Source organism: Uliginosibacterium sp. H1, from assembly GCF_036017065.1.
GTDB lineage: Bacteria > Pseudomonadota > Gammaproteobacteria > Burkholderiales > Rhodocyclaceae > Uliginosibacterium.
Window position 1 is genome coordinate 2,035,580 of the sequence record NZ_JAYXHR010000001.1, and the last position, 13,967, is coordinate 2,049,546.

Consider the following 13,967-nt stretch of genomic DNA (forward strand, 5'->3'; position numbering starts at 1 on the left):
GCGTCCTCTCTCAGTAGCGCACCACGCGCGCCGACGTACCACTGCCCTCGATCCGCACATCATCCCCCACGCGCAGGTTGGATGACGGCTGGGTAATGCCGACGGCAACACCGTTGTTGAGCTGCACGATGATGTGCTGCCCCGGTTGCTTCTCCGCGTTCGACTGCACCGCCGATCCGGCCGCGGCGCCAGCCAGCGCACCGGCCACGGTCGCCACGTCACGGCCGGAGCCCGCGCCGAACTGATGCCCCAGCACGCCCCCCGCCACACCGCCGATGATGGCACCGATACCCATGTGCGCCGGCGTGTCGATCTGCACGTTGTCGATACGCGAGATGCGGCCGTAACGCACCTGGGTCTCGCCGAGCGGCGGGGACTGCGCGCAGCCGGCCGCCAGCGCCAGTATGGCGAAGCAAGCCGCGAGCCGGGCTGACAGCAAGGCTGGAAACGATGATGTGATGAGCATGGCGGACTCCTTTTTCATGTCTGGATGAGAGGATCATCAACTACCGGTACGGCTCGACGTCCGGCAGCTTCCATTCCTTGTCGAAGAAAGCCTTCTCCGGCCCGTACAGGCGGAACAGCAACTCGAACCTGCGCTTCGGATCGGTGGGCACCCAGTTGGCCTGCTTGCCAGGCGGCGCCTTGGGGCCGAAGTACACGTCCACGCTGCCATCGCTGTTGGTCTGCACGCCCGTCGACGTCGAAGCAACACTGGCGCGCGACATGTTGCGGATGAGTCCATGCGTCTCGCGGTCGTACGCCGTGGCCGACCAGTACTGCTTGACCGGCACATTCGCGGGTACGCGCAGGCGATAGGTCTTCGCGCCGTCCAGGTTCTTTCCACTCCCGTCCTTGGCGACCATCAGGTAGTACTGCGCAGTACCCAGGTGCTTGATACCGGTGAAGCCCAGCGTATAGCTCACGCCACGCGAATCGACGGGGTACTGGTCCGGGTCTGCATAACCGCTGGAAGCGGCGCGCGCCATTTCCGGCAGGGCGGCGCCGAACCAGCGGTACTCCGGCACCATGCGGACGAAACCCTGGTCGTACCGCGCGGCCAGTTCGGCGCGGGCCTGTTTCGCCGCGGCATCCAGAATCTTCGTGGTCTTCGCATCCGGCTGGTAAGGCTTGCCCTTCTCGATGCCCAGCGATTTCAACTGGTCGATCATCGCCCGGTCACGCTGTATCCAGGGCTCTTTCTGCACCACGTCGTTGAGCGTCTTGAAAAAGCTGGCGTCGTAGCGGATGGTGGCGTCGAACAACACGTCGTTGGCGTCGGTGAAACGCGTCGCGGGCGGATTGGCTGCCTGCGACAGCGGATACACCTTGATGCGCTTGCCATACTCCACCGATTTGCTGATGTCGGCATCGCCGTGCCCGGCCAGGTTGGAGCGCATCAGGGTGAAGCCGCCGTAGGAGTCCGAACGCAGCACGATGTAGCCCTCCGGCGGCGTGTCCTTGTAGTCCGGCGGCAGGATCAGGTACTTGCCGCCCTGCCCCTTGTCGGCGCCTTCGGGGCCGGCATCTTCCAGCGGCATCTGCCAGGTGGTCACGATGTTCACCGCCAGTGAGCCACCCTCCGCCGGCGGAATCTCCACCACGAGCGGGCCCGCCGTCTTCGTGTTCACGAAGGTCATGAGGTAGATCGCATCCGGGTTGGGCGTCAGGGTCTGGTTTTTCCAGTGCGGCGGTTTCGACCAGTACAGGATTTCGTTCTCCTTCCCGGACGTCACCTTCAACATCGTCTGCAACATCAGTTCGGTGTTGACCGCCGGCATGCCCCAGATGACGGCCTCGATCGCGCGACGCTCGACGACGCGCGGGTCGACCGCGGCGCCTTTCGACTCCTGTGCCTGCGTACCCTGGGAGCCCAGCGCGCACAGCGCAAGCAGTGCTTTGGTCAGTATGTTCTTCACGATCCGATCCTCACTTCACGCGTTCAAAGTCACCCGGCTTCCAGCAGCCGTCGAAGGCCGGTCCGGTGGGGCCGTACAGACGGCAAGGGTCACAAGGGGAACTGCAGGTTCAGACCCATGAAAACCTGGAACTGCGGCACCGCCGGTCCGTGGTGCTCCACGGTCCACTGCGGCTCGACGAAAGCGTTCCAGGTGGTGCCGGCGTACTTCCACACCTTGCCGGCCCCCAGGCCGACCGGGATGTAGTGCGAATCCGTTTCGAGGTCGAAGGTCCAGGTCGCGCTGCTGCGCAGGTACCAACCCGCAGGCAGGTTGTAGATGACGACGGGCTGCGCGATGGCGTTGTTCTGGCGACGACGGTCATCGTCGCCCGCGAACGAGGCTTGCCAGGTGACCAGACCGCCGAGCAGCCCCCAGCTCTGCGGTGCGATCACCGCACCCGCCAGGCCGGCCTGCCACTTGCCGGTGCCGAGCGTGTCATCGCTCGCGGTAGGCATCGTGATCTGCGGGCCGATACCCACCTGCACGTTGCCCGCCTTGAACAGGATGATGTCGAAGATGTTGAGGTCCCCCGTACCCGTCGTCCGGCCATCCGGCGGCAGGTCCAGCGAGGTGACGACAGGCATCGTCGCCCGCATGATCTGCGGTGCGCCGAACAGCCTGTGCGGCAGGATGCCGCGCAGCAGGAAGGCATTGGAGTCCTTGTCGTCCAGGTCGTGATAGCTGCCGACGTACTGGTCCTGGAAGTTCAGGCCCGCCGCCGGATGCAGCGGGTTGTTGGAGTTGTTCATGTCCGCACTGCTGGCGGTCTGCGCCTGCGCATTCGCGACGACACCGCTGACCATCAGGACGGCGCACAGCCTGGGTATCGATAGATGGGACATGGCGTTACTCCTTTGTGCTGCGTGGAAAGACAAGGCATCCAGGCGCAAGCGATGGACGCAAGGCGCCTAGGGCTTGCCTGCCCCCAGCGGAATCGACATCGACAACCACAGGTTCCAGCCCTCGGGCCGGTTCTGCGCGCCGGCCTCGTAGTAGCCCTTCACGTTGGCGTACCACAGCGCATTGCCGACCTTGAAGAAATGCCCGATCTGCGGGCCGACAGCATTCACCCGCGACTTGTAGTCGCCCAGGCGCGCCCCACTGCCGCTGTCACCCGTAAGCTGGTGGTAGAAGTAGCCGACCAGTCCTGCATGGGTATCTGGCCGGAAGAAGTACGACGCCCCCCAGTCGAGGTGTGAATCGACACCACTCTGGTAGTCGGTGTCGGGGTTCTCGAAGTTGTAAGTGAAGCCGGCGACCGCCGAGAATTCGTACTTCCTGTCGAAATAGGTGTAGCCACCACCGCCATCCAGCGACCAGTGATTGAGGCCGATGTTCACCAGGCGATTGGCGTCGTAGGACCCCACCGGTGCGCCGACCATGGTGTAGGCCATGAAGTTGTGCACGCCGCTGTTCCACTTCAGCGAGCCCAGACCATAGAAGTCGCTGACGCCGAACAGCGATTCACCGGTGCCACCACCAATGACATTGCCTTGTGGCCCGCTCAGCGTTGCGCTGACGTCCAGCTTGCTGTTTCCCACCGCCATGATTCCCGACAGCGCGAGCTGGCCACCGAGGACCTTGTCGGCGAAGGCATAGGCCGGCGCCACGAAAACGAGATCGGCCTTGGCATCGGCACCCGCGGTGACGCGACCGCCGCGCTGGGTGGCGTGGCTGGAGCCCTCATCTGCGGACACGTGGTAATACACCGTGCCCAGCGACCAGCCCGGCGCGGTCGGCACAGCGGCAAGGCTGCCGAACTGGCCAGGCAGCCAGAAGCTCATGCCACTCTCGTCCGCTTGCGCCATCGTTCCTGCAAGAACGGCGCAGACGGCTGCGCTCCTGCGCAGGCGGCGAGAAAACGCCCCGCGATGCATTTCACATCCGGGCGCCTGGAGAGTTGAACGCTTCATCGTCTGCCCCTGAAACCCCCGCCACCGAAATGACCACCGCCGCCGAAGCGGCCACCCCCACCGCCGAAGCTGCGGCCGAAGCCGGCGTTGTTGGTGTGGAAGTCATGGGCGCGCTGTGCGCCCAGCTCGCGGCCGGCGCGGTCGCGGTCGAGCTGCTGCATGCCGCCCAGGCCCTGGCCGGCCTCGCGTGAGGCACCGGGGTTGGCGTTGCGCTCCGCGCCCAGCCCGCCGCCGGCCTGTCGTGTCGCCTCGCCCTGCGCGCTGCCGGGCACCGACGACCAGCCATTACCGGTGTGCTGCTCCCAGCCGCCATCCGTGTGGCGATACACGTTGCCGTCGCGACCGGCGTAGACGTTGTCGCCGACGTGCGCCACCTGGCCGCCCCCGGCGCCGGTGTGGTGGCCGAAGGTCGTCCACTGCCCGGTGTCCTTGTTGTAGACGGCACCACCGCCACCGGCGGCGACGTTGCCGGTCTGTGCATTGCCGGCGATGCCGCGCCCGCCGACCACCACGTTGCCACCCGGCCCCGTCGCCACGCCGCGCGACCCGGCCGCGAAGTTGCCGTTGTAGACGTTCGCCACCGCGCCGCGCTGCCCGGCCGACGCGATGCCGGTGCGCGAGTTGTAGGAGCGCCCCACCTGCGCCGCCCAGGCGTTGCCGGTCCACGCGTTGTAGCCGCCGGCCGCGCGCGACACCGTCGCGCGGTTGCCCCATTGCGAGTAGATGTTGCCGGTATAGCCCGCCCAGCCACCCGGCCCCCAGGCCACCGCACCGCCACGCGCACCCCAGGCCACGCCCCATGCCGGATAGGCCCACGGCCCCCAGTAGGGGTAGGGCCCCCAGCCCCAGCCGATGGACATCATGGCGGCGCCCCAGGCCCAGCCGAAGCAGAAGCCCACGGCCCAGCCACCCCAGGGGGTGTAGGCCACCGCGGCGCCGTAGCCGTAGGTCACCGGCGCGCCGTACCAGTAGGTGCCCAGCCAGGGGTCGTAGTAGTAGCCGGTGCCGTACACCACCACGCCGGTCACCGGGTCGATGTAGGTGCCGGTGTAGCCGGGGCTGTAGCCCACGTACACCACACCGTTGCCATAGCCGTAGATGCGCACGTAGGTCACGTAGTACAGCGACGAGCTGGGCGGAATGCCATAGATCGCCACCGGCACCGACAAGGCCACGGTCCATGGGCCGTCCAGCGAGGGCGCCGTGAACCACACTCCGTTCTGCAAGGCGAAGTAGGTGCTGGCATCCACCTGGATGACCGGCACCGAGGTGTTCACCACGTACTGCAGGCTGGTGCCGGCGATGGGCCGCAGCACCGGCGCACCGTCGAACCTCGGCTGCTCCATCGTCGTGCCGCTGACCTTCACCGCGGCGGTCTGCGGCACGCTGGCGGAGATGGCCGCCTCGCGTGCCTGCGGCGTCCCGGCGACCGACGCCTTCACGTTCTCCTTGGCGCTGTCGTCGGGAATCTTCGCGAAGTCGGCGGGCAGCGCGTTGGCCGCCACGAAGCTCCAAGGGCCGGTCTCCTGCGTGGCGCGGAACCAGCGTCCGCTGATCAGCACGTACGTGCTGTTGTCCGCGATGTGCTTGAACACATGGCCGCTGGTGTTCTCCACGAACAGCAGTTGCGTGCCCTGCACCGGCACGTACTTCGGCGGCCCGTCCGTCACCACCAGTTCGGTGGGCGCGGTCGCCACGTAGATCTGCGGGGCGCTCTGCTGCAGGGACGGCGGCTTCGACTTGTCGTCGGTCTGGCCGCTCAGCGGGTCGATCAGCTTCTGATCGCTCGCCAGCCGGAAGGCTGCGTCCAGCGAGGCCGGCGGGCTGCCGACCACCGTCCACGGACTCTGCAGGCTGGCCGCGCTCATCCAGCCGTCGAACACCTTCAGGTACAGCGTGCCGCCGGGCTCGCGCAATAACAGCGGCCGGGTGTTGATGACGCGCTGGTAAGGCGTGCCGGCGAACGCCTGGTAGTTCGGCTCGCCGTCGATGTAGATCAGCATCGCCGCCACCTGCGAGAAGATGATGCGCGGCGCGTCGTTCTTCAGCGGCCCCTTGGCATTCCTCGTGGCCGCCCCGCTGACGGAAAGCTGCGACTCCAGCCGGTCCATCGCGATGCGGGTGTGACGGGCGGACAGCGCCTTGATGACCGCGTCCGACCAGGCTTTCGCCTCGTCCGGAGACGCCGATGGAAACTCCGCGCTCGCCAGCTTCACGTTCTCCATGCTCACCATGCGGCTGGCCTTGTCGGTCAGCGTGGAGACCTCCAGGTTCAGCACGCCGAAGTTGCTGCGCGGTGGCTTGTCCCCGGTCACCGCCTGCACCGCGACGCGCGCCTGCAGGGTGAAGCCGTCCCAGCTGTCGAGCTGTGGCGCATAGACGCTCAGCGTGCGCTCACCGGCCCTGGTGGTGAGCGGCCAGGGCGCCTCGCCGGCCGGGGCGGGCGCGGACGCGCTGCGCGCCGATGTCTGCGCGGGCACCGGCAGCGGCAGGATCACCAGCACCACAAAAGCAAAAATGCTCGCGACGCCTGCCCGCGAACGACGGCATGCCTCTCGTGTTGTCATGTCCATCGGTGTTCTCCTGCCGGCGAGCCGTCGATACGCCACATCAGACGCCCTGCCGCATCGCGACCGGCAGGTCACCGGTCGCGTCGTAGCCGCACCAGCCCTTGCTTACTTGGCGCCAGCCTTGCGGGCGGCGTCGACCTCGGCCTTCGGCCACAGCGCGATGGCCAGCGATTCACTGACGACGGCCACCACCTGGTCACCCTTCTTCAGGTCCTTGGCGATCACCGGGTCCACCACCTTCACGTCCACCACGCGGCCCTTGGGGCCGCGCAGGGTGGCGATCTGCGTCTTGGTGTCATAGGCCTCCACGGCGGCGGTCAGCGTGGTGCGCTGGGTCACCTGGCGGCCGGTCTCGTAGTTGGTGAGCGGGCCGGAGGCCGTCGCCTCCACCAGCTCGCGCTGGCCCTTGCCGTCCTTCTTCAGCGCGATGGCCACGGCGGCCCGGTAATTCACGACGATCTCGTCGCCCGCCTTCACCTTGTCGAAGGCCTTCACCTGCTCGCTCACGTACATCTCGTGGGCGCGGCCATTGCGGTCGCGCAGGGTCAGCAGGCGGCGCGTGGCGTCCTTGGCCTCCACGATCAGCTCGGCCTGCACTTCGCCGGCAGCCATGTCGGCGGCGACGTACTTGTCCTGCGCGACGACCGCCGTCGGCAGCCAGGTTGCGGAGATCGCCAGGGCGGCGGCCAGGGCCGGGAGGATGCGGTTGATCATGGTGTGTTTCTCCTGTGGACTGTGGATGAGCGGTGCAGCGTTGCACCTAGTGAGGTAAGGAAGTCGGGGGAAGTCGCAACAGCGGACGGTCGAGCACCTGCGCCACGGCCTGCAGCAGGACGTCGCCCTCGAAAGGTTTGACGAGGTACATGGTCTCGAACTGGCCGGCGAGTTCGCGGGTCGCGGCGTCGTCGTAGGCGGTGATCAGCACGCAGCGACGCGACAGGCCCTGCGGCAGCCGGCTGACCAGCTCCAGCCCCGACACGCCGGGCAGGTGCAGGTCGATGACGAAGCCGTCCGCGCTGCGCATGTCCTGGCCGACCAGGCAGGACTCCGCGCTCTCGTGCGACGAGACCATCAGCCCGCTGGCGGCCAGCAGACGTTGCATGGCCCGCCGCAAGCTGGCGTCGTCTTCCACGATCACAACGCGCCGGGGTTCCTCGGCCATGTGGACCTCTCTCGATGAACCGCTACGCTATGCCAAGACAATGGAATGCGCAGCGTCCCAGGGGGCAGACGTGCATGCACTTTGGTGCAAGCCAGGCGAACGGCCCAGGCTGCATGACAGATCGAAGGCCGGGACGGCTGCCTGCACATGGCGGACGTCGACTGGATCTGGCGAAGCCTTCATCGGCACAGGGGCCTCACTTCTCACGGGTTGAGCGGTGGCAAGGCGGGGGCTTCATGCTGGCGGGCATGCGAAGCCTTGCGCAGCTTTTTCGCCCAGGCCGTGAGCTCGCGGGCACCCTGCGGCTTCGCCGCGCTGGCGTAGTGCGCGGCCAGCAGAGCCTCCGCCTGATGCGCCAGTTCCACGTCGCCGCGCTGACGGGCCGCCTCTTCCAGCGTGGCCGGCGTGGGCGCCGCCGGCAGCCGGCCCACCCAGCGGTAGAGCGCCGACCAGGCCGCGTCGCCGTCGGCCTTCATCAAGGCGGCATACGCCGCGGCCTCGGACCCTTCGTAGGCCGCGCGACGTCCGGCGCTACGCGCCTGCGCACGCCGCCACCAGGACCTGGCCCACGGGTACAGCCACCACGCTGTGAACAGCGCCGCGCCCACCGCCAGCAGGACCGCCAGCGCGAGGTGCCAGTCACGGTGCCGGACCGGCGCCACGACCGCGCCCGACTGCTCGGCCTGGAGCGCGAACGCGGGCTGGTAGCCGGGATTCGCGGCCACGCTGAACTTCAGGGCCGGCACCTCGGCCTTGCGCAGTTGCCCGGCGCGCAGGTCCCACCATTGCAGGCTGACGGCGGGCAATTCGTAGTCGCCGGGCTGCTGGGCGACGTAGGTCACCGCATCGACACGCCGGCCACCAATGAAGTGGCTGCGGTCCCCCAGGATGTCCTCCACCACCGGTTGCACCGGATAGGTAGCGAGGCCTTTCACCGGCGGGAACCCGACCGGCGTCAGCATCATGGCCTGTACGCCATCGGCATCCACCTCGATGCGGCGGGTGAAGCTGTCGCCCTGCTTCAGGCCATCGAGCTTGCGGTCCAGCGTCTGCTTCATGACGATGCGCGTGGAGCCGATGGCGTTCTCCGCCCCCGGTGGCCGCTCCACCGCCTTGACGTGGATCGTCAGCGGCGCGGTGCGCACCGTCGCATTGGTGCCGCCGGGCCCGAGCTTCACCGTGATGGACAGCGCCGGCACCTGCAGCTCACCACCGGTCTGCGGCGTGATGATGTAACGGTGCGACATGCCGAACCAGGGCTTGCCGTTGATCGTCTCGTTCAGGCGCACGCTCTCGTCGCCGGGTGGCGTGACGATGGCGCCGGGAATGTCCAGCGCGGGATAGGTCGGCGCACCGGTGAAGAAGCCATCGGTCAGCACGTCGACGACCAGCGTGACCGGCTGGCCAGGCATGACCTCGCCGGCGGGTTGCAGATGGGCGCGTGCCATCTGTGCGGCGTGGGCGGGTGGGAGTGCGAGGCAAAGCGAAGCGATCAGTGTCGCGATGGGTTGCCACAAGGTGATGCGGAATGCGGGTGCGGGGGACGCGGGTATGCGGACGTCGGGGGGGCTCGCGAAGCAAGCCACCGCTGTGTGGCGCATAGGTGCGAATGGCGAGGTCGGCGGTGGGTTGTCGCTTCGGGCCGGCCCCATCGCGCGAGGCCAACCGGAAACGGCTGCGACACTCTTGCCACGCTGAACGTCGCTGGATTCCCGCTTTCGCGGGAATGACGGAGCTTGTTGATCGTGCAGTGGCTGCGATGCGGAGAATCCGGTGCCTGCAGGCCGACACCCCTTGCGACGGTAGTGCCAGAACCCGTTACTTTGGGAAAGCTCCGTCATTCCAGCGTAGTGGGTTTCGCAGGCATTCCGGCGAATGCCGGAAGCTCGCAAAGCGGGAATCCAGCGACGTTCACTACCGCGACCGACTTCTGGGCGCACGTTGGATGGGTTCGCGAAGCAACCCACCGTCCTCCGCCAAAGATGCAACGGTGCAGAGATCCGCACTGAGCCCTCACTTCGCACCGACCCCAACCCAAGCAACCGGACGCCATTGCCCGCGAGTGCCGACAGCGAACGCCGACTCCAACGCCACAGCCCGCACATGACGCCCGTCAGCCCTCTCATGGCTTCACCCCACCCGCAGGAGGCGTCGGCGTACGGGGCTCCGGCCGCGCGGCCTCGATCTGGAATTTCTGGCGCAGGAAGTCGGCGGGCGACACCTTGAGGTTGCGCATCCACAGCTCGGCGCTCTGCTTCCTCAACGCGGCCATGTCGACCTGCTTCTCCTTGCCCTTGCCGTCCTTGTTGTCGAACTTGATCTGGTCCGGCGGAAGGTCCGGGCCTTCCTCGCCGCCGTCGTCCTTCTTCTCCTTCGGGATCAGGCTGGCCACCAGCTTGCGGTTGGCGCTGGCTTCCGGGAACGTGGCGCGCGCCGCCAGGGCGTGGTCGTAGGCGACGATGGATTGCGGGTACAGGTGCAGCTGCGCGTAGCAGTTGCCCATCATGAAGAAGGCCTCGGCGCTGTCGAGGCGCGCGAAGGCGGTCAGCGCGGCGTTGTAGTCGCCGGCGCGGTAGTACGCCCGGCCCTGCCACATCGGGTCGCGGAAGTGCGCGGCCGCGGCCGGGTAGTTGCCGTGCTCGAAGTGCCAGCGTCCCTGCTGGTCGGGCGTCAGCAACGCATCCATGAACCACTGCTTCACCTGCGTCGCCGCCGCGCTGCCGTCGGCCGCCCACGCAGGTTGCGGCTGCGCCAGAGCGATGCCGAGCAGCAGGCAGGCGGTCCAGCGCAGCACCCAGCCGCGGCGGAAGCCGAGCGCGGCCAGCAGCGCGATGGGGAAGCACAGGTAGTAGCCGAACTCGCGCCAGCGCACCTCGGCGTCCTTCTCCTGCGCTTCTTCCATGTGCCGCCTGGCGCGACGCTGTACCCATTCGACATCGTCTTCGTCCAGGGTCAGGCTGGCCAGCGGCACGTCGGCCTCGTCGGACAGCCGCCTCAGCGCGGCGCCGTCGAACGTGCCCTGCACCGGGCGGCCGCCGGCGTCCAGCGCGACGCGGCCATCCGGCGTGCGGATGGGGCCGCCCTGCTCCGTGCCGGCGGCCAGCACCAGCACCTGGTGGCGGCTGGCCTGCACCTGCCGGGCGAAGCCGGCGATCTGCGCCTGGTCGAAGCCGTCGGTGATGAACACCACCGTGCCGGCCGCGGTCTCCTTGCGCAACAGGCGCTCCGCCTCGTCGAGCGCCGCCCGCGCGTTCTTGCCGCTGCGCGGCATCATCCGCGTGTCCAGCGCGGCGAGGAACAACTCCATCAGGGCCGGGTCCTCGGCCGGGGGCAACACCATGTGGGCGGTACCGGCGTAGACCACCAGGCCGGTGCGCGAACCGGCGCGCAGCTTCATCAGGTCGCGCACCTTCTGCTTGCTGCGCTCCAGGCGGGTGGGCGGAATGTCGGTGGCATCCATGCTGCGCGACAGGTCCAGCGCGACGATCATCGGCGCCTTGTCGTCGGTGAACGGCGGCGGCTCCTTCTGCCAGGTGGGCCCGGCCGCCGCCACGCCGATCACGCACAGGCTGGCGGCGACCAGGTGCGCCGGCCGCAGCCGCCAGCCCGCCGCGTCGCTGACCAGCATGCGCTCCAGCAGGTGCGGGGCAATCACGTCACGCCAGCGCCTGCGCTGGTCGGTGGCGCGACGCCACAGCCACAACAGCAGCAAGGCAGCCGGCACCAGCAGCAGCCACAGCGGGCGCAGGAAGTGGAAGGCGGCGAGGTTGATGTCCACGACGTCCATCGCTCAGTTTCTCGATGTGGCCGTGGCAGCAACCGTAGCCGCGACGGGTGCGGCCGCACGCGAAGCCCCCCGACGCAGCAGCGACGCCAGCGCGGCGACCAGGTGGTAGCCCGCCAGCAGCAGCCCGGCCGCCCCCAGCGGGTAGTAGTACAGCTCGCGCTTGGGCCGGTGCACCTCGCGCTTCGCCTTCTCGGGCGTGATGCGGTCCAGCGTGGCGTAGATCTGCTCTAGCGCGGCGCGGTTCTCGGCGCGGTAGGAGTGTCCGCCGGTGGCGGTGGACAGGCGCTGCAGGGCCGCAAGGTCGACCTTGTCCTCCCCCGTCGCATTCGGGTTGCCGATGCCGATGGTGTGGATGATGAGGCCCAGCGATTTCGCCACCGCCGCCGCATGCTCGGGCGGCACCTTGCTGGCGGTGTCGTTGCCGTCGGTGAGCAGGATCAGCACCTTCTCCTGTGCCTTCGATTTCTCCACCATCTTCGCCGCCACGCCGATGGCGTCGCCGATCGCGGTCTGCGGGCCAGCCATGCCGATGCGCAGTTCGTCGAGCAGCATCAGCACGCTGTCGTGGTCCAGGGTCAGCGGGGCCTGCGGGAAGGCACTGGCACCGAACACCACCAGGCCGATGCGGTCGGTCTTGCGGCGTGCGATGAAGTCGCGCACGACACCCTTCACCGCGACCAGCCGGTCCACGCGGGCGCCCTGCGCATTGGTGAAGTCACGCGCCTCCATCGACTGCGACAGGTCGATCGCCAGCATCAGGTCGCGGGCGGCCTCGATGCGCTCGATGGGCGGCTCCACCCACGCCGGCCGCGCCACGGCGGTCACGATGAGCAGCCAGCACAGCAGGCCGACCAGGCGCAGCAGCCAGCCGGGCTTCATCACCACCGCGCCGGGCGCCGGCGTCTGCCCGGCCAGTTGCGCGGCCTCGTCGAAGAACGGCAGGCGCAGCGCCTCGGTGCGCTCACGGTACGGCGACCACCACCACCAGACGAGCAGTGGCAGCGGCAACAGCGCGAAGGCCCACAGGAAATCAAACGCGAACATGGTGGTGGGCGATCCAGCGCCGGACCAGGGTAACCAGAGCCTGCGTGGCGTCCGCCGACGGCGGACGGGGGTCGTAGGCCAGTGCCGGCAGCACGCGGCCGGCCCCTTCGCTGAAGGCCTTGCCGGGCAGCGTCCGGTCCAGGAAAGCCAGCCATTGCGCGTCGCTCAGCGCGGCAACCTGCGCACGCGGCGCGGCCGCCAGCGCGGTGCGCTTGACCAGCGCCGGCAGCGCGACCAGTGCCTGCGCCCGGCTCTCTCCGTCCTCACCCCGGGCCGTGAGCGCCTGCTCGATGCGGCCGAGTTCCGCCAGTGCTTCACGGCGGTAACGGTTGGCGCGGTGATGGCGCCAGACGCGCCACGCGATCCACGCAATCAGCGCGAGAACCAGCGCGGCGATGACGACCCATCCCCAGGTCTGCGGCAGCCAGGATGGCGGCGCAGGCAGCGCGATCTCCTGCAGGCCCCTGAGCGCTGCCGGTGCCGAGGCGCTGCCGACGTCGGCACCGGTGGCGTGGACCAGGCCCTCAGCCATGCGCCCTCCCCTGCACAGGACGACGACCGAGGAACCGGCGCAACTGCTCCAGCGTGCTGGCCTCGGTGTCGAAGGCCATCATGGGCACGCCGCTGTGGCGCAACAGCTCGGCCACTTCCACCAGCCGGCCGGAGAAGAACTTCTCGATCGGCTCGCGCACCGCGCTGGCGCCCATGTCGAGCTCCACCTGCAGGTCACCCTCGGTGACGACCAGCCGTTCGCGGCCGGGATGCGGCGCCCGCGCCAATGGATCGAACACCAGCGCGGCGATGACGTCGTTGTGCGCCGAGAGCTGGCGCAGCAACTGCCGGCTGCGCGGCGTGGCGCCCGAAAAGTCGCTGACGACGCACACCAGGCAGTCGTGCGGCGCAAGGCGCAGGGCACTCTCCAGCGCGCGGTCCAGTTGCCCCGGCACCGGGCGCGATGCGGAGCCGGCGTGCAGCGCCTGGTTCATGCGCGCCAGCTCGCCCAGCGCGCCATGCACGCGGGCGCGGCTGCGCAGGGGGCGCACCAGTTGCGTATCGCTGTCGTTGAAGATCACCGCGCCGACGCGGTCGCCGGCCTGCAGCGCGATCCACATCGCCAACGCGGCCAGCTCCGCCGCCACCACCGACTTCAGCGCGCGGCGCGAGCCGAAGAACATGGACATGCGCTGGTCAACGACGACGAGCACCGGCCGGTCGCGCTCCTCGGTATATACGCGGACCAGCGGGTGGCCGGTGCGCAGGCTGGCCTTCCAGTCGATGTGGCGCACGTCGTCGCCGGGCAGGTAGCCACGCAACTCCTCGAAGTTGAGGCCGCGCCCGCGCATGCGCGAGGCATGCCGCCCCGCCAGCACGCTGGCCCGCGGCTGGCGCGGCAGGAAGGCCAGGCCCTGCACGCTGTAGGCCAGCCGGGCGAGATACGCGGCGTCGACCCACACCGTGCCGATATCCGTGCCGGTGCTGCCGGGAGACGGCTGCAGATCCGTGGTGGCGGCGCGGGCCATTCGATGCGAC

12 protein-coding genes are annotated in these 13,967 nt (G+C 68.6%); all 12 read right to left on the reverse strand.

All coding sequences use genetic code 11. From position 1 onward, the window contains the following. Window positions 1–10: 10 nt before the first annotated feature. Complete coding sequence (locus VVD47_RS09225; protein ID WP_327603114.1) at window positions 11–466, reverse strand: glycine zipper 2TM domain-containing protein; 456 nt, start codon at window positions 464–466, stop codon at window positions 11–13. Window positions 467–506: 40 nt separating this feature from the next. After that, window positions 507–1,919: a DUF1254 domain-containing protein gene (locus VVD47_RS09230; protein ID WP_327603115.1), complete on the reverse strand. Its 1,413-nt coding sequence runs from the start codon at window positions 1,917–1,919 to the stop codon at window positions 507–509. Between the two features lie 89 nt (window positions 1,920–2,008). Continuing rightward, the gene (locus VVD47_RS09235; RefSeq protein ID WP_327603116.1) at window positions 2,009–2,803 is read right to left on the reverse strand and encodes a hypothetical protein; all 795 of its coding nucleotides are present in this window, start codon (window positions 2,801–2,803) and stop codon (window positions 2,009–2,011) included. 66 nt (window positions 2,804–2,869) lie between these two features. After that, window positions 2,870–3,745: a SphA family protein gene (locus tag VVD47_RS09240; protein ID WP_327603117.1), complete on the reverse strand. Its 876-nt coding sequence runs from the start codon at window positions 3,743–3,745 to the stop codon at window positions 2,870–2,872. A 125-nt stretch (window positions 3,746–3,870) separates the two neighbouring features. Continuing rightward, the gene (locus VVD47_RS09245; protein ID WP_327603118.1) at window positions 3,871–6,447 is read right to left on the reverse strand and encodes a hypothetical protein; all 2,577 of its coding nucleotides are present in this window, start codon (window positions 6,445–6,447) and stop codon (window positions 3,871–3,873) included. 102 nt (window positions 6,448–6,549) lie between these two features. Next, window positions 6,550–7,158: a hypothetical protein gene (locus VVD47_RS09250; protein ID WP_327603119.1), complete on the reverse strand. Its 609-nt coding sequence runs from the start codon at window positions 7,156–7,158 to the stop codon at window positions 6,550–6,552. Window positions 7,159–7,204: 46 nt separating this feature from the next. After that, window positions 7,205–7,606 (reverse strand): response regulator, encoded by a 402-nt coding sequence (locus tag VVD47_RS09255; protein WP_327603120.1) that lies wholly within the window; start codon window positions 7,604–7,606, stop codon window positions 7,205–7,207. Window positions 7,607–7,809: 203 nt separating this feature from the next. Beyond that, on the reverse strand, window positions 7,810–9,054 hold the full coding sequence (locus tag VVD47_RS09260) for a BatD family protein (protein ID WP_327603121.1): 1,245 nt from the start codon (window positions 9,052–9,054) through the stop codon (window positions 7,810–7,812). 674 nt (window positions 9,055–9,728) lie between these two features. Further along, window positions 9,729–11,393: a VWA domain-containing protein gene (locus VVD47_RS09265; RefSeq protein WP_327603122.1), complete on the reverse strand. Its 1,665-nt coding sequence runs from the start codon at window positions 11,391–11,393 to the stop codon at window positions 9,729–9,731. Window positions 11,394–11,396: 3 nt separating this feature from the next. Continuing rightward, window positions 11,397–12,437, reverse strand: coding sequence for a vWA domain-containing protein (locus tag VVD47_RS09270; RefSeq protein WP_327603123.1), 1,041 nt, complete (start codon window positions 12,435–12,437; stop codon window positions 11,397–11,399). Continuing rightward, window positions 12,424–12,969 (reverse strand): DUF4381 domain-containing protein, encoded by a 546-nt coding sequence (locus tag VVD47_RS09275; protein WP_327603124.1) that lies wholly within the window; start codon window positions 12,967–12,969, stop codon window positions 12,424–12,426. Before VVD47_RS09275 ends, VVD47_RS09270 begins: the two co-directional genes overlap by 14 nt. Next, a complete protein-coding gene (locus VVD47_RS09280) occupies window positions 12,962–13,957 on the reverse strand; it encodes a DUF58 domain-containing protein (protein WP_327603125.1) in 996 nt (331 codons plus the stop codon). Before VVD47_RS09280 ends, VVD47_RS09275 begins: the two co-directional genes overlap by 8 nt. Between the last annotated feature and the right edge of the window lie 10 nt (window positions 13,958–13,967).